This is a genomic window from Roseateles sp. GW823-FHT07B05 (genome assembly GCF_058794515.1).
Map to the genome: position 1 here is coordinate 207,238 of NZ_JBXAGX010000004.1, position 23,524 is coordinate 230,761.

The 23,524-nt window shown below is 70.2% G+C and carries 21 protein-coding genes; 19 read left to right on the top strand and 2 right to left on the bottom strand.

The genetic code is table 11. The annotated features are described in order from the left end of the window. The first annotated feature begins 10 nt into the window (after positions 1 to 10). From AC1Q7O_RS11170 to AC1Q7O_RS11215, 10 genes are all read left to right on the top strand, one after another. A complete protein-coding gene (locus AC1Q7O_RS11170) occupies positions 11 to 754 on the top strand; it encodes an ABC transporter ATP-binding protein (RefSeq protein ID WP_492659484.1) in 744 nt (247 codons plus the stop codon). Beyond that, a complete protein-coding gene (locus tag AC1Q7O_RS11175) occupies positions 751 to 1,572 on the top strand; it encodes an ABC transporter ATP-binding protein (RefSeq protein WP_492659485.1) in 822 nt (273 codons plus the stop codon). Before AC1Q7O_RS11170 ends, AC1Q7O_RS11175 begins: the two co-directional genes overlap by 4 nt. Positions 1,573 to 1,672: 100 nt before the next feature. Further along, positions 1,673 to 2,647: a branched-chain amino acid ABC transporter permease gene (locus AC1Q7O_RS11180; RefSeq protein ID WP_492659486.1), complete on the top strand. Its 975-nt coding sequence runs from the start codon at positions 1,673 to 1,675 to the stop codon at positions 2,645 to 2,647. Beyond that, positions 2,647 to 3,729: a branched-chain amino acid ABC transporter permease gene (locus AC1Q7O_RS11185; RefSeq protein ID WP_492659487.1), complete on the top strand. Its 1,083-nt coding sequence runs from the start codon at positions 2,647 to 2,649 to the stop codon at positions 3,727 to 3,729. Before AC1Q7O_RS11180 ends, AC1Q7O_RS11185 begins: the two co-directional genes overlap by 1 nt. After that, positions 3,726 to 4,568 carry an alpha/beta fold hydrolase gene (locus tag AC1Q7O_RS11190; protein ID WP_492659488.1) on the top strand — a complete coding sequence of 281 codons (843 nt, stop codon included), beginning with the start codon at positions 3,726 to 3,728 and terminating at the stop codon, positions 4,566 to 4,568. The genes AC1Q7O_RS11185 and AC1Q7O_RS11190 overlap by 4 nt, the downstream gene beginning before the upstream one ends. 59 nt (positions 4,569 to 4,627) lie before the next feature. Next, entirely contained in the window at positions 4,628 to 5,398 is a 771-nt protein-coding gene (locus AC1Q7O_RS11195; protein WP_492659489.1) for an ABC transporter ATP-binding protein, read from the top strand. Between the two features lies 1 nt (position 5,399). Then, positions 5,400 to 6,113, top strand: a complete 714-nt coding sequence (locus AC1Q7O_RS11200; protein ID WP_492659490.1) for an ABC transporter ATP-binding protein — start codon at positions 5,400 to 5,402, stop codon at positions 6,111 to 6,113. Positions 6,114 to 6,399: 286 nt separating this feature from the next. Then, on the top strand, positions 6,400 to 7,596 hold the full coding sequence (locus AC1Q7O_RS11205) for an ABC transporter substrate-binding protein (RefSeq protein ID WP_492659491.1): 1,197 nt from the start codon (positions 6,400 to 6,402) through the stop codon (positions 7,594 to 7,596). A gap of 17 nt (positions 7,597 to 7,613) precedes the next feature. Continuing rightward, positions 7,614 to 8,501, top strand: a complete 888-nt coding sequence (locus tag AC1Q7O_RS11210) for a branched-chain amino acid ABC transporter permease (RefSeq protein ID WP_492659492.1) — start codon at positions 7,614 to 7,616, stop codon at positions 8,499 to 8,501. Next, on the top strand, positions 8,498 to 9,481 hold the full coding sequence (locus AC1Q7O_RS11215) for a branched-chain amino acid ABC transporter permease (protein WP_492659493.1): 984 nt from the start codon (positions 8,498 to 8,500) through the stop codon (positions 9,479 to 9,481). The genes AC1Q7O_RS11210 and AC1Q7O_RS11215 overlap by 4 nt, the downstream gene beginning before the upstream one ends. On the opposite strand, the gene AC1Q7O_RS11220 is transcribed toward AC1Q7O_RS11215, so the two are convergent. Then, on the bottom strand, positions 9,414 to 10,325 hold the full coding sequence (locus AC1Q7O_RS11220; protein ID WP_492659494.1) for a DMT family transporter: 912 nt from the start codon (positions 10,323 to 10,325) through the stop codon (positions 9,414 to 9,416). The genes AC1Q7O_RS11215 and AC1Q7O_RS11220 overlap by 68 nt on opposite strands. A gap of 101 nt (positions 10,326 to 10,426) precedes the next feature. Between AC1Q7O_RS11220 and AC1Q7O_RS11225 the strand changes: the two genes are divergently transcribed. The 9 genes from AC1Q7O_RS11225 to AC1Q7O_RS11265 all read left to right on the top strand — a co-directional run bounded on the left by AC1Q7O_RS11225 (position 10,427) and on the right by AC1Q7O_RS11265 (position 23,144). Further along, positions 10,427 to 11,317 (top strand): helix-turn-helix domain-containing protein, encoded by an 891-nt coding sequence (locus AC1Q7O_RS11225; RefSeq protein WP_492659495.1) that lies wholly within the window; start codon positions 10,427 to 10,429, stop codon positions 11,315 to 11,317. 79 nt (positions 11,318 to 11,396) lie between these two features. Further along, positions 11,397 to 11,549: a hypothetical protein gene (locus tag AC1Q7O_RS11230; protein WP_492662701.1), complete on the top strand. Its 153-nt coding sequence runs from the start codon at positions 11,397 to 11,399 to the stop codon at positions 11,547 to 11,549. 86 nt (positions 11,550 to 11,635) lie between these two features. Further along, a complete protein-coding gene (locus AC1Q7O_RS11235; RefSeq protein WP_492659497.1) occupies positions 11,636 to 16,708 on the top strand; it encodes an alpha-2-macroglobulin family protein in 5,073 nt (1,690 codons plus the stop codon). A gap of 173 nt (positions 16,709 to 16,881) precedes the next feature. Further along, positions 16,882 to 17,241, top strand: coding sequence for a hypothetical protein (locus AC1Q7O_RS11240; protein WP_492659498.1), 360 nt, complete (start codon positions 16,882 to 16,884; stop codon positions 17,239 to 17,241). Positions 17,242 to 17,730: 489 nt separating this feature from the next. Then, positions 17,731 to 18,114 (top strand): DUF5329 family protein, encoded by a 384-nt coding sequence (locus AC1Q7O_RS11245; RefSeq protein WP_492659499.1) that lies wholly within the window; start codon positions 17,731 to 17,733, stop codon positions 18,112 to 18,114. A gap of 19 nt (positions 18,115 to 18,133) precedes the next feature. After that, a complete protein-coding gene (locus tag AC1Q7O_RS11250) occupies positions 18,134 to 18,793 on the top strand; it encodes a DUF6928 family protein (RefSeq protein WP_492659500.1) in 660 nt (219 codons plus the stop codon). After that, positions 18,790 to 21,165, top strand: a complete 2,376-nt coding sequence (pbpC, locus tag AC1Q7O_RS11255) for a penicillin-binding protein 1C (RefSeq protein ID WP_492659501.1) — start codon at positions 18,790 to 18,792, stop codon at positions 21,163 to 21,165. Before AC1Q7O_RS11250 ends, pbpC begins: the two co-directional genes overlap by 4 nt. 135 nt (positions 21,166 to 21,300) lie before the next feature. Next, a complete protein-coding gene (locus AC1Q7O_RS11260) occupies positions 21,301 to 22,584 on the top strand; it encodes a response regulator (protein ID WP_492659502.1) in 1,284 nt (427 codons plus the stop codon). Between the two features lie 17 nt (positions 22,585 to 22,601). After that, positions 22,602 to 23,144: a tetratricopeptide repeat protein gene (locus AC1Q7O_RS11265; protein WP_492659503.1), complete on the top strand. Its 543-nt coding sequence runs from the start codon at positions 22,602 to 22,604 to the stop codon at positions 23,142 to 23,144. A 7-nt stretch (positions 23,145 to 23,151) separates the two neighbouring features. Here the strand turns inward: AC1Q7O_RS11265 and AC1Q7O_RS11270 are convergent, their stop codons facing one another. After that, positions 23,152 to 23,511 (bottom strand): winged helix-turn-helix transcriptional regulator, encoded by a 360-nt coding sequence (locus AC1Q7O_RS11270; protein WP_492659504.1) that lies wholly within the window; start codon positions 23,509 to 23,511, stop codon positions 23,152 to 23,154. Between the last annotated feature and the right edge of the window lie 13 nt (positions 23,512 to 23,524).

Consider the following 23,524-nt stretch of genomic DNA (forward strand, 5'->3'; position numbering starts at 1 on the left):
CGGGCGGCCCGTGCTCGAAACCAAGAACCTGACGATCCGCTTCGGCGGCCACGTGGCCGTCGACGGCGTGTCGTGCGCCTTCCAGCCAGGCACGCTGACGGCCATCGTCGGCCCCAACGGCGCGGGCAAGACGACGTACTTCAACCTGATCTCCGGCCAGTTGCCCGCGACCAGTGGCGAGGTGTGGCTGGACGGCGAAAACCTCACCAAGCAGCCCGCGCCGGTGCGCACGCGCCGCGGGCTGGGGCGGGCCTTCCAGCTGACGCAGCTGTTCGCGCACCTGACGGTGCTGGAGAACGTGCGGCTGGCGGTGCAGGCGCGGCGCGGCCTGGGGCTGCGCATGCTGTCGGTGTGGCTGTCGCACCGCGAGCTGATCGACGAGGCCCGTTCGATTCTTGAGCGCGTGCGGCTGGCCTCACGCGCCGATGACCTGGCCGCGAGCCTGCCGCACGGCGACCAGCGCAAGCTGGAGGTGGCGATGCTGATCGCGCTGGACCCGAAGGTCTATCTGTTCGACGAGCCGACGGCCGGCATGAGCGTGGACGAGGTGCCCGTGGTGCTGGACCTGATCCGCGCGCTGAAGGCGGAGAAGAAGCACACGCTGCTGCTGGTGGAGCACAAGATGGACGTCGTGCGCGAGCTGGCAGACCGCATCATCGTGCTGCACCAGGGCAAGCTGGTGGCGGATGGCGACCCGGCGACGGTCATCGCCTCGCCCGTCGTGCAAGAGGCTTACCTGGGGGTGGCGGCATGAGCGCCGAGCGCTGGGCCGCTCCCGAGCCGGCGCGCGTCCCCCTGGGGGACCGCCCGGCGTATGCGCCGGGCGAGGGGCCGACACAAGCATTGCTGTCGCTGAAGGGCGTCCACACCCACGTCGGCGCCTACCACCTGCTGCACGGCGTGGACCTCGACGTGCCGGCCGGCCAGGTGACGATGCTGCTGGGCCGCAACGGCGCCGGCAAGACGAGCACGCTGCGCACGCTGATGGGGCTGTGGACGGCCAGCGCCGGCACGGTGACGTTCAAGGGAGAGGACATCACGAAGCTCGCCACACCCGACATCGCGTCGCGCGGCATCGCCTACGTGCCCGAGACCATGGGCATCTTCGGCGAGCTGACGGTGGCGGAGAACCTGCTGCTGGCAGCCCGCTCGGCGAAGCGGCTGGCCGACCTGGATGCGCAGCGGCTGGACTGGCTGTTCGGCCTGTTCCCGGCGTTGAAGACCTTCTGGCAGCACCCGGCGGGCAAGCTCAGCGGTGGCCAGAAGCAGATGGTGGCCATCGCCCGTGCGCTGATCGAGCCGCGCGAGCTTCTGGTCATCGACGAGCCGAGCAAGGGTCTGGCGCCGGCCATCGTCGAGAACCTGATCGCGGCGCTGCGCGAGCTGAAGAAGACGTCGCGGACGACGGTGCTGCTGGTGGAGCAGAACTTTCGCGTCGCGGCTGAGTTGGGTGATTCGGTGGCCGTCATGGACGACGGGCGGATCGTGCATCGCGGGGCAATGGCCGAGTTGATTGCGGATGCGGAGTTGCAGCAGCGGCTGCTTGGGTTGTCGTTGGGGGCGCATCAATGACGTTGATCTTCCGCCCCTCGCTACCCCTGGTTGCTGGCCAATATGGCGCCGGGAGTCCCGCCCGGCACGGCACTCGCCACCACCCAGAAGTAGCGAGCAAATGAAACTCGACCCCAAACCCATTGCACTGCTTGCTGCGCTGGCACTGCTCGCGCTCCCACTGACCGGCAGCGCCTCCAGCTGGCTCAACCTGACGCTGGCCGGCATCGCCATGGGCCTGATCATCTTCGTCATCGCCTCCGGCCTGACGCTGGTGTTCGGCCTGATGGACGTCCTCAACTTCGGCCACGGCGTGTTCATCGCGCTGGGCGCCTTCATGGCCACCACCGTGCTGGCGGCGATGGCGCCGTGGGCATCCAGCCTAGACGTCCTCGCCAACCTGGCAGCCCTCGCGACAGCTTGCCTGGCCGGCATGGCCATCGCCGCCGCCGTGGGCCTCGTGTTCGAGCGCGTGCTGGTGCGACCCGTCTACGGCCAGCACCTCAAGCAGATCCTCATCACCATGGGCGGCATGATCATCGGCGAGGAGCTGATCAAGGCCAGCTGGGGCGCGCAGATGATCCCGCTGCCGCTGCCCGACGCGCTGCGCGGCATCTTCCTGTTCGGCGACGTCGCGGTAGAGAAGTTCCGCGTGCTGTCCATGCTGATCGGCCTGGCCGTGCTCGTCACGCTGCTGCTCGTGCTGAACCGCACCAAGATCGGCCTGCTCATCCGCGCCGGCGTGCAGGACCGCGAGATGGTCGAGGCGCTGGGCTACCGCATCCGCCGCCTGTTCGTCGGCGTGTTCGTCGCCGGCTCGGCGCTGGCGGGCCTGGGCGGCGTGCTGTGGGGCCTAGTGCAACAGGGCGTCACGCCGCAGATCGGCGCGCAGGTGAACCTGCTGCTGTTCATCGTCATCATCATCGGCGGGCTGGGCTCCACGGTGGGCTGCCTGGTCGGCGCGCTGCTCGTTGGCCTGGTGGCCAACTACGTGGGCTTCATCGCGCCCAAGGCGGCGCTGTTCTCCAACATCGGGCTGATGGTCGCCATCCTGCTGTGGCGCCCGCAAGGCCTCTACCCGGTGGGGGCCAAGTGATGTTCCGCGCACTGCTGTCCCATGACCTGCCGCGCAGCCGCATCCTGGCTGCCCTGCTCATCGCCTGCTTCGTTGGCCTGCTCGGTGCGCCGTTCATCTTCCCCGGCACGCAGGCGCTGAACGTCGCAGCCAAGATCCTCGTGTTCATCCTGCTGGTGGCCAGCTACGACCTGCTGCTGGGCTACACCGGCATCGTCAGCTTCGCGCACACGATGTTTGTCGGCATCGGCGCCTACGGCATCGCCATCGCGTCGACACGGCTCGGCCCGGACTGGGCGTCGCTGGGCATCGGCTTCATCGCCGCGCTCGCGCTGAGCGCCGTGCTGGCGCTGGGCATGGGCCTGGCCAGCCTGCGCGTGAAGGCCATCTTCTTCGCGATGATCACGCTGGCGGTCGCGTCGGCCTTCATGACGCTGTGCTCGCAGCTCAGCGACCTGACCGGCGGCGAGGACGGGCTGAACTTCCAGCTGCCCGACGTGCTGCGACCGTCGACCGAGTTCATGGACGAACCAGTGCTGGGCGTCATGCTGGACGGCAAGCTGCTGACCTACTACGGGCTGTTCGTCGCCGTCACGCTGCTCATCGCGCTGCTGCTGCGCATCGTCAACTCACCGTTCGGCCGCGTGCTGCAGGCCATCCGCGAGAACGAGTTCCGCGCCGAGGCCATCGGCTACCGCGTGGTGGTCTACCGCACCGGCGCCAACATCGTCGCCGCGCTGCTGGCCTGCTGCGGCGGCGCGCTGCTGGCGCTGTGGCTGCGCTACACCGGCCCCGAGACGGCCATGAGCATGGAGATCATGCTGGACCTGCTGCTCATCGTCGTCATCGGCGGCATGGGCACGGTCTACGGCGCAGTCATCGGCAGCGTGCTGTTCATCGTCGCGCAGAACTACCTGCAGGCGCTGCTCAAGGGCGCCGGCTCGCTGGTGGACGGCGTGCCCGTGCTGAGCACGCTGGTGTCGCCCGACCGCTGGCTGCTGTGGCTGGGCCTGCTGTTCGTGCTGGCCGTGTACCACTTCCCCGGCGGCATCGTCGGGCGCCTGCGGCTGGCGGCGTGGACGCGAGGGAGAAGCAAAACATGAGATCGCGCTACCTGAACTGCCTGGGTCGCGAGATCCACATCACCGAATGGGGTGATGCCGCCGCGCCAACCGTCATCGCCTGGCACGGTCTGGCCCGCACCGGTCGCGACTTCGACGACTTCGCGACCGCACTCTGCTCGCGCTGGCATGTCGTCTGCCCCGACACGCTGGGCCGCGGCCTTTCGCAGTGGGCGGTGGACCCGGCGCGCGAGTACTGCCTGGCGTTCTACGTGGAGCAGGCCGAGGCGCTGCTGGACCAGCTGGGCCTGCAGAAGGTTCACTGGGTGGGCACATCCATGGGCGGCGCAATCGGCACGCTGGGCGCGGCAACGAGGCTGCGCGGCCGCATCAAGCGGCTGGTGCTGAACGACAACGGGCCCGAGCTGGCCGCGCCTGCGCTGGCCCGCATCCAGGCCTATGCCGGCCAGCCGCCGAGCTTCGCGACGGTCAGCGCGCTGGAGGGCTACTTCCGCGAGATCTACGCGAGCTTCGGTCACCTCAGTGACAGCCAGTGGCGCGCGCTCACCGAACACTCGCTGCGCCGCCTGCCCGACGGCCGCGTGACGCCGCACTACGACCCCGCGCTGGCACAGCAGTTCGAGCACCACCCCGACGACTACGGCCTGTGGGCGGCGTGGGACCAGCTGGACCTGCCCGTGCTGTGCCTGCGCGGCGAGGACTCGACGCTGCTGACCGCGGAAACGGCACAGGCCATGCGCGAGCGCGGCCCGCGCGCGGCGGTGGCGCTGATCCCTGGCTGCGGCCATGCGCCGGCGCTGAACACCCCCGAGCAGATCGGCTTGATCGAACGTTTCCTCTCTGCGGATCAAACCCCGTGAATGCCCGTAAGCCAGCGTCATGGCTGAGGCCCTAGAGTCGCAGCGCAACCGGTACGTCCATGAGCGAATTCATTCTCGAAACGCAGGACCTGACGAAGGAGTTCAAGGGCTTCACCGCCGTGGACGCCGTCAACCTGCAGGTGCGGCGCGGTCACATCCACGCGCTGCTGGGCCCCAACGGCGCCGGCAAGACGACCTGCTTCAACCTGCTCACCAAGTTCCTCACGCCGACGCGCGGCCGCATCGTCTTCGCGGGCACCGACATCACCGGTGAGACCTCGGCGCAGATCGCGCGCCGCGGCGTCATCCGCTCGTTCCAGATCTCGGCCGTGTTCCCGCACCTGACGGTGCTGGAGAACGTGCGCATCGGCCTGCAGCGCTTCACCGGCACGAGCTTCCATTTCTGGAAGGGGCTCACGGGCCTGAAGACGCTGGACGCCAAGGTGCTGTCGCTGCTGGAGCTGGTGGACCTGCGCGACATGGCGTCGCTGAAAGCCGCCGACCTGCCTTATGGCCGCAAGCGTGCTTTGGAGATTGCCACCACGATGGCCATGGAGCCGCAGCTGATGCTGCTGGACGAGCCGACGCAGGGCATGGGCCACGAGGACGTGGACCGCGTGACGGCGCTCATCAAGCGCGTGGCCGAAGGGCGGACCGTGCTGATGGTGGAACACAACATGAAGGTGGTGGCCAGCATTGCCGACCGCATCACCGTGCTGGCCCGCGGCGCCGTGCTGGCAGAGGGCGACTACGCGACCGTGTCCAAGCACCCCGCCGTGCTGGAGGCCTACATGGGCACCGAAGCCACCGAGCTGCAGGGAGCGCACTGACATGGCCACGCCCGCCCTCGAAATCGCCAACCTGCATGCCTGGTACGGCGAAAGCCACATCCTGCACGGCATCAACCTGTCCGTGCAGCCCGGCCAGGTCGTCACGCTGCTGGGCCGCAACGGCGCCGGCCGCACGACGACGCTGCGCGCCATCATGGGCCTGACCGGCGCGCGCAAGGGCTCCATCAAGGTCCACGGGGAAGAAACCATCGGCCTGTCCACCCACCGCATCGCCAACCTCGGCCTCGGCTACTGCCCCGAAGAGCGCGGCATCTTCGCCAGCCTGACGACCGAGGAGAACCTGCGCCTGCCGCCGCTGCTCAAAGCCCGGCGCGGCAAGGTCATGAGCGAGACCGAGATCTACGCCATGTTTCCCAACCTCGCGGAGCGTCGCAACAGCCCCGGCACGCGGCTGTCCGGCGGTGAGCAGCAGATGCTGGCCGTCGCGCGCATCCTGCGCACGGGAGCCGACATCCTGCTGCTGGACGAGATCTCCGAAGGCCTGGCCCCCGTCATCGTCCAGGCCCTGGCCCGCATGATCCGCGCGCTGAAGAGCCAGGGCTTCACCATCGTCATGGTGGAGCAGAACTTCCGCTTCGCCGCGCCACTGGCCGACCACTTCATCGTCATCGAGCACGGCGAGGTCGTGCTGTCTTTCCCCGCAGCCGACCTGCCCGCCCACCAGGCGCAGATGGACGAGCTGCTCAGCGTTTAGGGCCTGTTAACGCTATGGCAATGGGTCGCGTTGTTACCAAAAGGGCCGCGAGCAAGGCGCAAACCGGAGCCGGGTTGGGCACCCGGCGAGGATTTGCAACGCCGCGCGCGGCCCTTTTGGTAACAACCCTTCGGGAAGGCCCACCGCGAGGGGCCACTCGGCGTTGCACCGCTTGCCCGCACACGAGTGCGAGCGTCGCGCTGCGCCTTGATTGGCCCCTCGCGGTGGGCCTTCGCGACACATTGCCATAGCGTTAACAGGCCCCCTTCATCCCAGGAGACAAACCATGAAGAAGACCCTCATCGCCACCGCGCTCGTCACCGCCGGCTTCGCCGCCCAGGCCCAGATTTCCGGCGACGTCATCAAGATCGGCTTCCTGACCGACATGTCCAGCGTGTACGCCGACATCGACGGCGCCGGCGGCGTGGAGGCCCTCAAGATGGCCATCGCCGACATGAAGGGCATGGCCGCCGGCAAGAAGATCGAACTGATCTTTGCCGACCACCAGAACAAGGCCGACGTCGCCTCGGCCAAGGCCCGCGAGTGGATCGACACGCAGGGGCTGGACCTGCTGATCGGCGGCACCAACTCCGGCGCCAACCTGGCCATGGCCACCGTGGCCGCCGAGAAGAAGCGCCCCTTCATCTCCATCGGCGCCGGCAGCTCCGCGCTGACGAACGCCAGCTGCACGCCCTACACCATCCACTACGCCTACGACACCGTGGCACTGGCCAACGGCACCGGCGGCGCGGTCACCAAGGCGGGCGGCAAGAACTGGTACTTCCTGACCGCCGACTACGCCTTCGGCCAGGCGCTGCAGGCCGACACCACGGCCGTCGTGCAGAAGAACGGCGGCACGGTGAAGGGCAGCGTCAAGCACCCGCTGAACGCCAGCGACTTCTCCAGCTTCCTGCTGCAGGCCCAAGGCTCCGGCGCGCAGATCCTGGGCCTGGCCAATGCCGGCGGCGACACCATCAACGCCATCAAGGCGGCCAACGAGTTCGGCATCACCAAGGGCATGAAGCTCGCGGGCCTGCTGATGTTCATCAACGACGTGCACTCGCTGGGCCTGAAGACCACCGAGGGCATGTACCTCACCGACTCCTGGTACTGGAACCAGAGCCCGGAAGCGCGCGCATGGAGCCGCCGGTTCTTTGAGAAGATGAAGCGCATGCCCTCTTCGCTGCAGGCGGCGGACTACTCCGCCGTCACGCACTACCTGAAGGCCGTCGATGCCTTGAAGAGCGACGACGCCGACAAGGTGGTCGCCAAGATGAAGGACACGCCGATCAACGACTTCTACACGAAGGGCACCATCCGCAAGGAAGACGGCCGCGGCATCCACGACATGTTCCTGATGCAGGTGAAGTCGGTGAAGGAATCCACCGAGCCGTGGGACTACTACAAGGTCGTCGCCAAGATCCCGGGCGAAGAAGCGTTCACGAAGCTGGCCGACAGCAAGTGCCCGCTGGTGAAGAAGTGACCTCCTGAGTCGGCGCGATGACTGAGATCTTCGGTATTCCCCTGCCCGCGCTGCTCGGCCAGCTGCTGCTGGGCCTCGTGAACGGCTCGTTCTACGCGATGCTGTCGCTGGGCCTGGCGGTCATCTTCGGCATGCTCAACATCATCAACTTCGCCCACGGGGCGCTGTACATGATGGGGGCCTTCTTCGCCTGGATGGGGCTGGAGTACCTGGGGCTGAACTACTGGGTCATGCTCGGTCTCGCGCCAGTCGCCGTCGGTCTCGTCGGCATCGTCATCGAGCGCACGATGCTGCAGTGGCTCTACAAGCTGGACCACCTCTACGGCCTGCTGCTGACCTTCGGCATCACGCTGGTCATCGAGGGCGTGTTCCGCTCGGTCTACGGCGTGTCGGGTCAGCCCTACCAGGTGCCCGACGCGCTGCAGGGCGCCACCAACCTCGGCTTCATGATCCTGCCCAACTACCGGGCCTGGGTCGTCGTCGCGTCCCTGATCGTCTGCTTCGCCGTGTGGGCGCTGATCGAGAAGACGTCGCTGGGCGCCAAGCTGCGCGCCGGTACCGAGAACCCCAAGCTCGTGCAGGCCTTCGGCATCAACGTGCCCCGCATGGTGACGCTGACCTACGCCGGTGGCGTGGCGCTGGCGGCGTTCGCGGGCGTGCTGGCCGCACCCATCCTGCAGGTGTCGGCACTGATGGGCAGCAACCTCATCATCGTGGTGTTCGCCGTCGTCGTCATCGGCGGCATGGGCTCCATCCTCGGCTCCATCCTGACCGGCCTCGGGCTGGGCATCGTCGAGGGGCTGACCAAGGTGTTCTACCCCGAAGCGTCCAACACAGTCGTGTTCGTCGTCATGGCCCTCGTGCTTCTGGTTCGCCCCGCGGGCCTCTTCGGCAAAGAGAAATGAACAAGAAGCTGCTCGGCTACGCCGCCCTCTTCGTCGGCATCGCACTGTTGCCGACCTTCGGCGCCTACCCCGTCTTCGTCATGAAGGTGCTGTGCTACGCGCTGTTCGCGTGCGCCTTCAACCTGCTGGTGGGCTTCACGGGCCTGCTGTCGTTCGGCCACGCGGCCTTCCTGGGCACGGCGGCCTACGTGACCGGCCATGCGCTGAAGGTCTGGGGCCTGCCCACGCCGGTGGGCATCCTCGTCGGCATGGCCGGCGCTGCGGGCGTGGGCCTGCTGTTCGGCCTGCTGGCCATCCGCCGCTCGGGCATCTATTTCTCGATGATCACGCTGGCGCTGGCGCAGATGCTGTACTTCTTCTTCCTGCAGGCGCCGTTCACCGGCGGGGAAGACGGCCTGCAGAGCGTGCCGCGCGGCAGCTTCCTCGGCATCGATCTGCACAGCGACCTGACGCTGTTCTATGTCGTGCTGGGCATCTTCATCGCCGCGTTCTGGCTCATCTACCGCATCGTGCACTCGCCGTTCGGCCAGGTGCTCACCAGCATCCGCGAGAACGAGGCCCGCGCCACGTCGCTGGGCTACGACACCGCGCACTTCAAGCTGCTGGCCTTCGTGCTGTCCGCCGCGCTGGCCGGCCTGGCCGGTGCGACGAAGACGCTGGTGCTGGGCTTCGCGACGCTGACCGACGCGATCTGGACGACCTCCGGCCTCGTCATCCTGATGACGCTCGTCGGCGGCATGGGCACGCTGGTGGGCCCCATCGTCGGCGCGCTGGTCATCATCGCGCTGGAGAACAAGATCGGCGACTTCGGCAACTGGCTGGGCGAGCTGACCGGCATCGCCTGGTTCAACAGCCTGGGCGAATCGGTCAGCCTCGTCACCGGGCTGATCTTCATCGTCTGCGTGCTGGCCTTCAGGCGCGGGCTGGTGGGTGAGGTGATGGCGCTGCTGGAACGGAAGCCGAAGGCGTCTTCTTCCTGAACACGAGCACGTTGCCGGCCATGACGAGCACCAGCCCGATCAGCGCCGGCGCTGTCCACCGGTAGCCCTCCGCCCAGGCCGACACGTTCAGCGCAACGACCGGGAACAGCACCGTGCTGTAGGCCGCACGCTCCGGGCCCAGCCGCCCCACCAGCGTCAGGTAGGCCGTGAAGCCGATGACGGAGCCGGGGATGGCGAGGTACAGCAGCGCGCCGACGTAGCGCGCGCTCACGTCGAACGCGAACGGCACGCCGGCCACCAGCGCGTAGCCGGTCAGGATGGCCGTGCCCACCGCCATGCCCCAGGCGTTGGTCTGCACCGGCTTCAGCCCTTCCTTCTGCAGCGCGGCAGACAGCAGGTTGCCGGTGGAGAAGCACAGCGTGCCGCCCAGCGCCCAGGCCAGGCCGGCCGCGGTGGCATGCCCGCCGCTGATCTCGGGCCAGAACAGCAGCACCAGCCCCGACAGCCCCAACGCCCCACCGGCCAGCACCTGCGGTGCGATGACGCGGCCGTGCACCACGCGCGCCAGCAACGCGTTCCACAGCGCCGCGCTGGAGAACACCACGGCCACCAGGCCGCTGGCCACCGTCTGGCTGGCGTTCAGGAAGCAGACGAAGTTCAGGCAGAACAGGCACAGCCCCTGCGCCAGCACCCAGCCCAGCGCCTTGCCGCGCGGCAGCAGCAGCTGGCGCCGCCAGACGAGCCAGGCGAACAACACCAGCGCTGCCAGCCCGAAGCGGTAGGCGATGGACAGCGCGATGGGCACCGGCCCCAGCTGCCACTTCAGCGCGATCCACGTCGTGCCCCAGATCAGCACGACCAACCCGTAGAGAACTGCATTCATGCCGCCATCGTGGCGCGGCGGCCGGCCGGGCGATTGCACATTCCTGCGCATCGTCGCCCCCAGGGCGGCACGGTGAAGGGCTTCCCGCCTAGCATCGCCGCATGGCCCCACTGACCGCCGGCGCGACCGCTGACCAGCCCGTCTTCGACGTGCTGGGCCGCTCGCACGCGCGCCGCGAGCGCGAGCTGGCCCTGGCCGACGGGCTGCGCCTGGTGCAGTGGCACAACCACGGCGGCCGCATGGACTACCAGCGGCCGGGGCACCACACGCTGTCGGTCTACCTGCAGGGCGGGCACAGCACCCACCTCGTGGAAACGCCGCGCGACACCGGCCGCCCCGGCTGCCACTGCATCCTGCCGGCCGAGCACGAATCGCGCTGGAACGTGGCAGGGCCGCTGCGCTTCGTGCACCTGTACCTGTCGGCCAGCGCCTGGGCCGACCGCGCCGTGCGCCTGCTGGACGCCGAGCCGCGCGCCCTCACGCTGGAACAGCGCATCTTTGGCGAAGACGCCGTGCTGGCCACCTGGGCCCAGGGCGTCGCCGCGCGGGACTGGCGCGACCCGACCGAGCGCCTGCGCATCGACTCGCTGAGCCAGGCCGCGCTGGACCACCTCGTGCTGCAGGCGGCGCAACCGCGCCAACGCCAGCGGGCCGAGCGTTCGGCCGGCGGGCTCTCCAGCGCGGCGCGCCGGCGCGTGCTGGCCTTCGTCGACGCGCACCTGGACAGCGCCGACCTCAGCCTGCCCCGGCTGGCGGCCCAGGCGAACCTGTCGGAGTTCCACTTCGCCCGCATGTTCCGCGCCTCCATGGGCTGCACGGTGCACGACTGGGTGGCCGCCCGCCGGCTGGACCGCGCCCGCGCACTGCTGCGCGAGACCCGCCTGCCGCTGGCCGACATCGCCGCCGCCTGCGGCTACGCCGGGGCCAGCCACCTGAGCCGCCACGTGAAGACGGCCACGGGCGCCACGCCCGGCCAGTGGCGGGCCGGCTGAGGCGGCGCCCGCGCTGTCGACTGCTGCCAACACGCCGTCAGCATTCACTGATGAGTTAGGGGGAGCGCGCACGGCAAGCATGGCCCACTATCAAGCCATGGCCACGTCAGCCCGCTTCAAGTTCACCGCCACGCTGCTCGTGTCGCTGCTGGGCTTTGCGCTGACGCTGGTGGTGCTGCCCGCCAGCGACCTGCTGGACGAGCCGCTGGCCATGCAGGCGCCGCAGCGCTGAGCCGCCTCCCCAACTTGGGGAATTTCTCCGCCCAGATCCGTCGTTGAGCCTCCCTACACTCGCCGCGCACTCAGCGGAGAAACGGGATGGCATCCAGGCTTGTACAGGGCGCGATTGCGGCCGTGGTCGTGGCGGCGGCGGCAGCCGGCGGTTGGTGGGCCACCCACCGCTCACCGGCGCTGCCCAGCAGCGCCGAGATCGGCGCCGAGGAAGCGGCCTTCTCCTTCACCGAGTGCAAGGCGCGGCTGCTGGACGGCTCGCCGGCCATCGCCGTCATGTTCACGCAGGCGCTGGACCGCCGGCAGGACTTCGGCGCACTGCTGACCGCGGCCGAGGGCACGCCCGGCAGACGAGCCGACCCGGACGACCCGTCCTCCAAGGCCGCGCCCGCCGACCCGGCGAGCTTCAAGCCGCTGGCCGCCCGCTGGGTGCTGGGCGACAACCCGCGCGTGCTGTACCTGCCCTACGTGACGCCGGACCGCGCCTACCGCATCACGATGAAGGCGGAGCTGGCCTCGCACTCGGGCAACAAGCTGGCCACGGCGCAGACCTGCGACGCCGCCAGCGAGGCCATGCCGGCCAGCTTCTACTTCGCCAGCCGCGGCCTCGTGCTGCCGGCCGGGCAGAACGGCGGCCTGCCGGTCGTCAGCATCAACACGCCCGAGGTGGACGTGCAGTTCCTGCGCGTGAAGCCGGCGTCGCTGCCGGCCTTCCTGGAGCAGGTGGGCGGCCGGCGCGAGCGCGTCGAGCGCGGCACGACCGACGAAGAGGGCGAGTACTACTACGACGGCTACAGCGACAACCAGCGCCGCCTGCGCGGCACCGTGGGCGGCTGGGCGCTGGACGAGCTGCGCGCGATGACCGACAGCGTCTACATCACCCGCTTCAAGACCGACGAGCGGCCCAACCGCCGCAACGTCAGTTTCCTGCCCGTCGAGAAGATCAAGGCGCTGCAGGAGCCCGGCATCTACATCGCCGTGATGAGCCAGCCCGGCCGTTTCGGCTGGGACTACCAGGTCACGCACTACTACGTGACCGACATCGGCCTGCACCTGCGCCGCCATGCCGCGCAGCTGGACGTGTTCACGACGTCGCTGAAGAGCGGCAAGGCGCAGAGCGGCATCGAGCTCAGCCTCGTCGACGAGGCCGGCAAGGCGCTGGCCCAGGCACAGACCGATGGCGACGGCCACGCGATCTTCCTGGGCAGCAGCGACAAGGCCCGCGCCGTGCTGGCGAAGAAGGGCAGCGAGATGTCCGTGCTGTCGCTGCGCGACGCAGCGCTGGACCTGAGTGAGTTCGACGCCACCGGCCACCCGTCGCGCAGCAACAAGTTGTTCGTCTACGCCGGCCGCGACCTGTACCGGCCCGGCGAGACGTTCAACGTGTCCGTGCTGTCGCGCGACGCCGACGGCCGCGTGCCGGCCAAGCTGATCCCGCTGACGCTGACCATCAAGAAGCCGGACGGCAGCAAGCTCATCGAGCAGTTGGTGCAGCCGGGCAAGCTGGGCCAGGGCTACTTCCAGCACGCCGTCGCGCTGCCGGCCGACGCGCCCACCGGCGGCTGGACGCTGCAGGCCCGCGTGGACCCGGCCGCGAAGGCTCCCGACGCGCAATGGGCCTTCAAGGTCGAGGAGTTCCTGCCCGAGCGCATGAAGCTCACGCTGACCGCGCCCGAAGCGGCGCTGCAGGGCGACGTCACCCTGCCCGTGCAGGTGCAGGGCGACTACCTGTACGGCGCGCCCGCCGCCGGCAACCGCCTGCAGGCCACCGTCTCCACTGAGCGCCTCGCCAACCCGCTGGGCCAGAAGCTGCCCGGCTTCCTGTTCGGCGACTTCGCCGACGACAAGGCCCGCTCGCGCCAGGACGTGCCCGAGCAGGAGCTGGACGCCGACGGCAAGGCCGAGGTGGCGCTGACGGCCAACCTGGCCGAGCGTCACTCGCCGATGCGCGTGCGCGGCGCCTTCAGCCTGCTGGAGAGTGGCGGCCGGCCGGTGGTGCGTAGCCTGGAGCGCACCTGGTGGCCGGCGCCGGCGCTCGTGGCCGTGCGCCCGCTGTTCGACCGCAACGTCGCGCCCGAACAGGGCCTGGCCGGCTTCGAGATCGTGCGGGTCGACCCCACCGGCGCCTTCAAGCCGGCCAAGGACCTGAAGCTCACGCTCACCTACGAGGAGCGCAACTGGTACTGGCGCTATGACGACGGCCGCGGCTGGCACTCGGGCTTCAACACGACGGACGAGCTCGTCGAGGCCCGCGCGCTGAAGCTGGCCGCCAAGACCACCGTCAACCTGCCGGTGAAGTGGGGCCGCTACCGCCTGGAGATCGAGGACCCCGACACCAAGCAGACGCTGCGCTACGCCTTCTATGCCGGCTACGGCGCGCAGGACGCCGACGACCTCGGCAACCGCCCCGACCGCGTGCAGCTGCAGTTGAAGGGCGCGCCGTTCAAGCCCGGCGACACGGCCAAGCTGACCATCAAGCCGCCGCACGACGGCGAGGCCGTGGTGACCGTGGAAGGCGACAAGGTGCTGTGGAGCAAGCGCGTCGGCGTGAAGGCCGCGGGCACGGAGCTAGACATTCCGGTCGATGCCGCCTGGGCGCGCAACGACCTGTACGTCACCGTCGCCGCCTTCCGCCCCGGCAGCCAGGGCGACCGCGTGACGCCGGCCCGGGCGCTGGGCCTGGTGCACCTGCCGCTGAACCGGGAGGACCGCAAGCTGAAGGTGGCGCTGGAAGCGCCCGCCAAGACGCAGCCGTCCACGGCGCTGCCGATCAAGGTCAAGGTGCCGCAGTTGGCGGGCAAGCCGGCCATCGTCACCGTGTCGGCGGTCGACGTCGGCATCCTGAACATCACCAACTTCAAGACGCCCGACCCGGCCGACTTCTTCTTCGGCAAGCACCGCTACGGCGCCGACATCCTCGACCTCTACGGCCGCCTCATCGAGAAGATGGACGGCAACACCGCGCAGCAGCGCTTCGGCGGCGACGCCGGCAAGCGCGACACGCAGAGCATGCCGCGCAAGGTGCTGCTGGTGGACCTGTTCAGCGGGCCCGTCACGCTGGACGCCAAGGGCGAGGCTGTCATCAGCGTCAAGCTGCCGGACTTCAACGGCACGCTGCGGCTGATGGCTGTCGTGTCGAGCGCGGACAGCTACGGCAGCACGCAGGCCGAGACCGTCGTCGCCGCGCCCTTGGTGGCCGAGCTGAACCTGCCGCGCTTCATCGCGCCGGGCGACAAGGCGACCATCGCGCTGGACGTGACCAACCTCAGTGGCGCGCCGCAGGACGTGCGCGTGGCGCTGACGGCGACCGGTCCCGTGCGCATCACCGGCGCGGCCGAGAGCGTGAAGCTCGCCGACAAGCAGCGCCAGATCCTGCGCTTCCAGGCCGAGGCACTGGACGCCTACGGCCTGGCGCCGATCAAGCTGACTGTCAGCGCCGGCACGCTGAGCCTGGTGCGCGAGGCCGCGCTGCAGGTGCAGCCCGTCACGCCGCTGACGCGCGAGAGCCGCCGCATCCGCATCGAGCCCGGCGCCACGCAGGCCGTCGACAAGGCGCTGCTGGACGCCTACTGGAGCGGCTCCGCCAACGTGGCGATGAGCATCTCCAACACGCCGCCCATCGACATCAAGGAGCAGGTCAAGGGCTTGCTGATGTACCCCTACGGCTGCCTGGAGCAGACGACGTCCAGCGCCTACCCGCTGGTCTTCATCGACGATGAGGCCGCCAGGCGCTGGGGCCTGACCCCGGTGCCACGCGAGGAACGCGCCAAGCGGCTGGAGGGCGCCTTCGCCCGCCTCGCAGGCATGCAGCAGGCCCGCGGCGGCTACGGCCTGTGGGCCGCCAGCAGCCCCTACGAGGGCTGGCTGAGCGCCTACGTCACCGGCTTCCTGCAGGACGCGCGCGACGCCGGCTTCGCCGTGCCCGAGGCGCAGCTGAAGAAGTCGCTGGAGAACCTGACCGAGCAGTTCCAGCGCAGCCCCGGCCAGCAGACCACGCCACCCAAGGAGCCGCGCCGCACCGACAAGGGCGCCATTGCCGACTACCGCGACGCCGAGCTGCTGCGCATCGCGCACCAGCGGTTCGCGGAAGCGGCGCATGCCGGCTACATCCTGGCCCGCGAGCAGAAGGCGCCGCTGGCCACGCTGCGCACGCTGCACGACCAGCACCGCGGCAACGCGCTGTCGCCGCTGCCGCTGGTGCAGCTGTCGCTGGCGCTGAAGGCCATGGGCGACGAGGCCCGCGCCAAGGCGGCGCTGGACGACGCGATGACGCGCGGCTACGGCTACCAGCCGGACGACGGCTACTGGGGCCAGTGGCTGGGCGACTACGGCTCGCGCATCCGCGACCGCGCGCTGGCCTACGCGCTGCTGCTGCGCCACAAGGTCCAGCACGACAAGCGCGAGAACCTGCTGTTCGACCTGGCCGACGATTTCGGCCGCCGCAACTACTACTCCACGCAGGAGCGCCTGGCACTGTTCCTCGCCGTGCAGGCCGCCACCAACGGCGCCGGCAAGGACGACGGCTGGAAGACGACGCTGGCCGTCGGCGCCAAGAGCGACGCGTGGACCGGCAGCGGCACCGGCCAGCAGAGCTTCGACGTCGCGCAACTCAAGTCGGGCCTGGCGCTGAGAAACGACGGCGACAAGCCGCTGTACCTGGACGTCACGGCCCAGGGCTACCCGGTCAAGCCACCGGCGCCCAGCGCCGAGCGCATCAGCGTGGAACGAGCGATGTTCACGACCACCGGCAAGCCGGTCACGGCACGGCAGTTCACGACCGGCGAGATGTTCATCGTGCGCCTGCGCGTGAAGGCCGCGCAGCAGATCAAGGACGGCCTGGTGGTGGACCGCATCCCGGCCGGCTTCGAGATCGAGAACCTGAACCTGAGCCAGGGCCCGCAGGCCGGCGAGTTCACGGTGGACGGCGTCAACGTGGCGCAGGCCAATGCCAACGAGCGCATCGTCCACACCGAATACCGCGACGACCGCTTCGTGGCAGTGGCCCAGCTGGGGCAGCCGCTGGACCTGTTCTACCTGGTGCGCGTGGTGACGCCGGGCCGGTACGTGGTGCCGGCGACGTTTGCGGAGGATATGTATCGGGCGGAGATTCGGGGGGTGGGGAAAGCTGAGGGAGAAATCACGGTAGTCGACAAGAAGTGAAGCGACACCGGTCCAGCTGCAACTGGCGTCGCTTGTGACGAACTAGCATTCCCTTGTCAGGGAGCTGCCGCACCGGTGTGCCTGTTGCCAATCCGTTAGCAACGGCTTGCGTGACTCGTCTTGGTTTCGGCAAGTACAACGGCGCCATGCTTGGCGCCTGCCAGGAGGAACCCTTGTTGAACAACGCCCGCGCCACGCCGAGGTTTGCTGCAGCAAAAGCGCGCACCCCAATGCTGCTGCTGCTTTTGACACCCAACCTTGCCTTTGCCAAAGGCGGTGGCGGCGTCATCCTTGGCGTGATCTTTTTGCCGATCCTCGTCTGGGCGTTCGTGAAGATATGGACTTTCTGGTTTCGGCTTATTTTCGGTGGTAGCCGAGAGAAGATGTTCGCGGCGGCCTCGGGGGCGCTGCAACCTCAGTCACAGCCCACCTCGGATTCAGGGCAACCAGAAACCAAGGAATGCCCCCTTTGTGCCGAGCGCATCCTGACCAAGGCCAAGAAGTGCAAGCATTGCGGATCGGCAGTGGCTTGAGTCTCCAGGCGAACGCAAGCACACAAGTCGCAACGTCCTTCTTTTGCCGGTCTTGTGCCCTGGTCACCCCGCCGTTAACTCGGAATTAAGAGAGAGCACGGCAGACTGGCGCGCGTCTCGCGTCGCCCCCTGACGCGATCCCGGCCCGCCGAGCGGGAACGGCACTCCGCCGATGATCCACCTGGCCTGCATATCTCTTTCATCACATTGCGGCACGAGTCATCTCGCGACTATGACGCCGTGCGCCACCCTGGCTGGCTGTGGCGGTGGTGAAGGATCGGAGTCAGGTCTCAAATCTAAACCCCGTCGTCCCCAATCTCCCCGCCTCTGCTCGCCTGAGCCCTCACCATGACGGCCAGCTAACCAAGCACAAGCACGGTGCAGCGCCAGCGCCGCGCGACTGAGGCGCAGGCGCTCCATCACCTTCGACACAGCCCCGGCCCCGCTGCCGCGCGGCGAGCTACAGGCAAGGCCTCGTAGCATCCGGTCATGCGCACCGTCCTCACGTCCCTCGTGCTGTTCCTGCTCGCCCCCGTGGCGGGCGCCGCCCCGCTGCCCCCCGCCGCCCGCGCCGAGGTCGACGCGCTGCTGACCCGCCTGCAGGCCTCCGGCTGCGAGTTCAACCGCAACGGCAGCTGGTATGCCGGCTCCGACGCCAAGGCGCATTTGCTGAAGAAGCTGGACTACCTCGAAGGCAAAGACCTCGTGAAGACCGCTGAGCAGTTCATCGAGCAGAGCGCGTCCAGCAGCAGCATGAGCGGCAAGCCCTATCTCGTGCGCTGCGCGGGCAGGGCACCGGTGGAGAGCGCGCAGTGGCTCACCGCCGAACTGAAGCAGCTGCGTGCCGCGCATGCGGCGTCCAGCCCGCGTTGACCGACAACAAAGGAACGCCATGGGCGCCAAGACCTGCATGATGGGATTCAGCGACGGCGACCTCGCCCGTCAGCTGCGCACACTGCCGTCGCCTGATCGCGGCGCCAGCACGGCGCTGGCCGCAGCGCTGTTCGCCAAGGACAAGCTGACCCCGCTGCCGGACAGCGACCTGGGCGAGACGTTTGCGCGGGACGGCGAGGTCCTGGTGTCCCGCTTTGGCAGCGCGGGTGTTGCGGTGTCCACGGACTTCGCGATCGATCACCCCTCCAAGCTGCCCGCGGCTTTCCTCAAGGCGGCCGGTCCGCTGCCCACCGTCTGCCTGCATGCGATGCACAGCGTCGTGGACTGGTTCGCGTTTGCGCTTTGGCAAAACGGCCGGCTGGTGCGGTCGCTGAGCGTGGCGCCCGACAGCGGCGTCATGGAAGACATCGGCGAGCGCCTGCCTTTCGAGCTGCCCTTCTGGCGGGGAGACCACCCCGCAGACGACCCCGCGGAGCTGGAAGCCGGCGAGACCCCCTACCCGCTGCCGTTTCACCCCCTGGAGCTGGGCGAAGCCACGCTGCGGGAGTTCTTCGGCTTCACCATCGAGGGCGTCGTGTCGGCCGATGAACTCGACCCGCATGCGGTGCCGCTGATGCGCTTCAAGCGCAGCAAGTCACGGTTCAAGTTCTGGCGGTGACGGCCGCCCGCGCAGCCGCCCTGCGAACCGGCCGCCTGCGCCGCTTCGAGCTGGCCGTGGCCGCGCTGGGGCTGCTCGTCCTCGCGCTGGACTTCGCCTGCCCACTGCCCCAGCCCACCGCCACCTCGCCCACGCTGACCGTGCTGGCCGCCGACGGCACGCCGCTGCGCAGCTGGGCCAGCGACGACGGCGCGCAGCGCCACCCGACGACGCCCGAGGCCGTGTCGCCGCGCTACCTGGCCGCGCTGCTGCACTACGAGGACCGCTGGTTCCGCTGGCACCCGGGCGTCAACCCCGTCGCACTGGCCCGCGCCGCGTGGCAGTGGGCGCGGCACGGGCGCATCGTGTCGGGCGGGTCCACGCTGACGATGCAGGTGGCCCGGCTCGTGGACGAGCGCGCCGCCGGCCGCAGCGTGCCGGCCAAGCTGAGGCAGATCGCCCGCGCGCTGCAACTGGAGCTGCACCTCAGCAAGCACGAGATCCTGTCGCTGTACCTCAACCTCGCGCCCATGGGCGGCCCGCTGGAGGGCGTGGAGACGGCCGCGCGCGCCTACCTCGGCAAGGGCGCGGCCGAGCTGTCGCAGGCCGAGGCCGCGCTGCTCGTCGCGCTGCCGCAGTCGCCCACGCGGCTGCGGCCCGACCGCGCCGTCGCGGCCGCCCAGGCCGCGCGCGACAAGGTGCTCACGCGCATGCAGACGCTGGGCGTGTGGAGCGCCGCCGACGTGGCCGACGCCAAGCTGGAGCGCGTCTTCGCGCCGCCGCTGCGCGCGCGCTGGCTGGCGCCGCTGGCCGCCGAGCGGCTGCGCCAGCAGGCCCGCCGCGCCGGCCGTGCCGAGGCCGTCATCCAGACGACGCTGGACGCCGGCCTGCAGGCGCGGCTGGAGCAGCTGCTGGCCGACCGCCTCAACACGCTGCCCGACGCCAACTCCATGGCCGCGCTGGTGGTGGACAACCGCACGCTGGAAGTGCGCGGCTACGCCGGCTCGGCCGACTTCACCGACACGCGCCGCGGCGCGCACGTGGACATGGTGCGCGCCCACCGCTCGCCCGGCTCCACGCTCAAGCCCTTCCTGTACGCGATGGCGCTGGACGAAGGACTGATCCACTCCGAGAGCCTGCTCATCGACGCGCCACAGAACTTCGGCGGCTACGCGCCGGGCAACTTCCAGGCCGACTTCTCCGGCCCCGTCAGCGTGGCCGAGGCGCTGCAGCGCTCGCTGAACGTGCCCGCCGTGGACCTGCTGGAGCGCCTGGGTGCCGAGCGCTTTGCCGGCCGGCTGCGCCACGCGGGGCTGCGGTTGCGCATGCCGGCCAACGCGGCGCCCAACCTCAGCCTCATCCTGGGCGGCGGCAGCACATCGCTGGAAGAACTCGTCGGTGCCTACACGGCGCTGGCCCGCGGCGGCCTTGCGGCGAAGCCGCGGCTCACGCCCGGTGAGCCCGTGCAGGAGACGCGGCTGATGAGCGAGGGCGCCGCCTTCATCGTGCGCGAGATCCTGGAGAACGGCGGCCGGCCCGGCAGCCCGTTCCGCGAGGGCAATCAGCGCGTCGCTTGGAAGACCGGCACCAGCTTCGGCTTCCGCGACGCGTGGGCGCTGGGCGTGACCGACCGCTACACCTTCGGCGTCTGGGTGGGCCGGCCCGACGGCACGCCCAACCCCGGCCACTTCGGCGCCAACACGTCGGCCCCGCTGCTGCGCGACATCGCCGCGGCGCTGGGCCCCGACGAAGCCCGGCAGCAACTGGCCCCGCGCCGCCAGCCCGACAGCGTGCGGGCCGTGCCCATCTGCTGGCCGCTGGGCACGGCCGAGGCCGCCACGCCTCCCGAACACTGCCTGCAGCGCCGCACCGCCTGGACGCTGGACGGCGCCGTGCCGCCCACGCTGCCCGACCGGCTGCAGCCCGGCGGCCTCGTGCAGGCCGTGTGGACGCAGCACGGCCAGCGCGTGCGCCCCGACTGCGCGCCCGACGCCGTGCGCACCGAAGCCGTGCGCTGGCCCACGCTGCTGGGCCCCTTCCTCGACGCCGCGCTGCTGGACCCCGCCGAGCGCCTGCCCTGGGCGCCCGGCTGCATGCCGCGCACGCCGTCGGCGCAGGCGCTGCGCATCGTCGGCCTGGAGCCCGGCACCGTGCTGCGGCCCACGCCGGGCCAGCGCGACGTGACGCTGCGGCTGCAGGCCATTGGCGCGCAGCAGGGCGTGGCCTGGCTGCTGGACGGCCAGCTCGCCGGCAGCAGCGAGGCCGCCGGCGGCGTGCAGACGCTGACGCTGCGCCAGCCCGGCACGCATGCGCTGACCGCGCTGGACGGCCGCGGCCGCTGGGCGCGGGTGGCCTTCGAGCTGCAGGCGCCACCGCGGCCGGCCATGCCCTGAACCCGGCCAGAAACCGAGCAAAACTGCCGACAAGCCCGCATGACGAACGCAAGACACCCTGGCCTTCGTTAAGCTGCCATGCTTGGGCGCCAAGATGGCGCCTGCTGACCGCGATGTCGAGCGGTCCCCCCAACCATGAATGAGCTGTTGATCTGGATTCTGGCCGCCGCGGTCGCGGTGGTTGTCGTGTGGCTGGTGTGGCTGGGCCGTCGGCGCCAGCAGCGTGCCCGCGACGCTGCCGAGCACCGCGAGACCCAGCGCGCCGCGCTGGAGCAGGCGGAGCACGTCGCCCGCGCGCAGCGCCTGGCCGCCGAACGCGACGCCGCGCCGGCCGAGCCCCCGCTGGCCGCCGCCGCCGAAGCCCGCCGCCTGGCGGATGAGTCGCGCGGGAACACCGAGGCCGAGCGCGACGTCGCCGACATCACCCGCCGCATCGCCGAGGGCGAAGCTGCCCGCCTGGCCGGCGACCAGGCCCGCCATGACGCCGAGCAGGCCGCCGAGGCCGCCCGGGCGCGCGAGGACGCCGAGCGCGAGGCCCGTGAGCGCGCCGAGCGCGAAGCCGCCGAACAGGCCGCAGCCCGTGAAGCCGAGGCGGCCGAAGCCGCACGCCTGGCCGCCGAAGCCCGCGAACGCGAAGCGGCTGAGGCTGCTGCCCGTGAGCAGGCCGAACGCGAGGCCGCCGAGCAAGCGGCGCGTGAAGCCGCAGAGGCTGCACGCCTGGCCGCGGAGGCCGAGGCCCGCCGCGCCGCCGAAGAGGAAGCAGCCCGAGCCCGGGCCGCCGCCGAAGCTGCAGAACAACAGGCTCGCGAGCAGGCCGAGCGTGAAGCCGCCGAGGCCGCCGCGCGGGAACAGGCCCAGCGCGAAGCGGCTGCCGCCGAGGCCGCCCGCGCCGCCGCGGAAGCCGAGGCCGCGCGCCTGGCTGCCGAAGCCCGCGAACGTGCCGAACGCGAAGCGGCCGCCGAAGCCGCGCGCCAGGCCGAGGAAGCCGCCGCGAACGCCGCCGCTGCTGCCGCGGCCCAGCCCACCCGCGAGCTGCGCGCCGACGAGACGCTGGTGCTGGTGGCCGACGACTCCAAGATCGTGCGCGTCAAACTCAGCCGGCTGCTGGCCGCGCAGACCTACCGCGTCGCGCTGGCCGAAAGCGGCGAGCAGGCGCTGGAGCTGCTGGCCGCCGAGCGCCCGCATGTGCTGATCACCGACGTCGAGATGCCCGGCATCGACGGCTTCGAGCTGACCCGCCAGGTGCGCGCCGCACCGGCCACGGCCGAGCTGCCGGTGCTGATGATCACGTCGTCCGACGACAAGCAGGAGCAGGCCCGCGCCGCCGGCGTGACCCAGCTGCTGGGCAAGCCGTTCTCCGAGGAGGCGCTGCTGGCCGCCATCGAGAAGGCGCGGCTGGCGGTGCGCGTGCCCGCCTGACCTCGCGCCCGGTCGCGATGCTGGACACCGTGGCCGAGTTCATGCGCTTCACGGCGCCGGACGCCGCCGCGCTGGCCCGCAGCCTGGATGAGCAGCACGACCTGCTGGCCCGCGCTCAGCAAGCGGGTGACCGGCTGGCCATCGTGGACCACGCGGCCGACCTTGCGGCGCTGCTGACCACCGCGCGCCGCGAGCAGCACGCGCTGCAGCTGCTGCACGAGCATCTGCCGCTCGCCGAAGCCATGCCCGGCGAAGAGCCGGCGGGCTGGTTCTGGAATGCCTACGCCACGGCGCTGCAGTACGCCGGCCGGCGCGACGAGGCCAGCCGCGCCTTTGACAAGACGCTGGCACTGGCCCGCGCCGGTGGCTGGCAGCGCCTGCAGGCGATGGCCCTGCACCATTGGGGCCGCAACCTGATGGAACAAGGCCGCCTCGACGAGGCGCGGGCACGCTTCACCGAAGCCCTGGCCCAGCGCACGCAGTTGGGCGACGAGCGGGGTCGGGCGTCATCGCAGCGGGCGCTGGCGGCGCTCGACGAACGCCGGCCCGGCAAGGCGTGAGCGCGGATCAGCGAGAGCTGCCGCGCTGCACCTCGCGCGCCCAGCGCGGCGCCCATTGCATCAGCGGCTCCAGTGCCACCAGCAGCTTGCGGCCCTGCGCGCCCAGCCGGTAGCCGCTGCCAGCATCGTGCTCCACGAGCAAGGCCTCGCGCAGCTCGGCCAGCCGCTGGTTCAGCACCGAGGCCGACACATCGCCGCAGGCCGCCTGCAGCGCGCGGAAGTTCAGGCTCGCGTCGTCGCCGCGCAGCTCCCACAGGATGCGCAGCGTCCAGCGGCGCTGGAACAGCTCCAGCGCGGCGTTCAGCGCGTCCTTGCCGGAGGCCGGCGTGTCGTCGGCCAGCAGCGCGGCCAGGCGTGTCGTCGTCATGCTTTGATTTTAG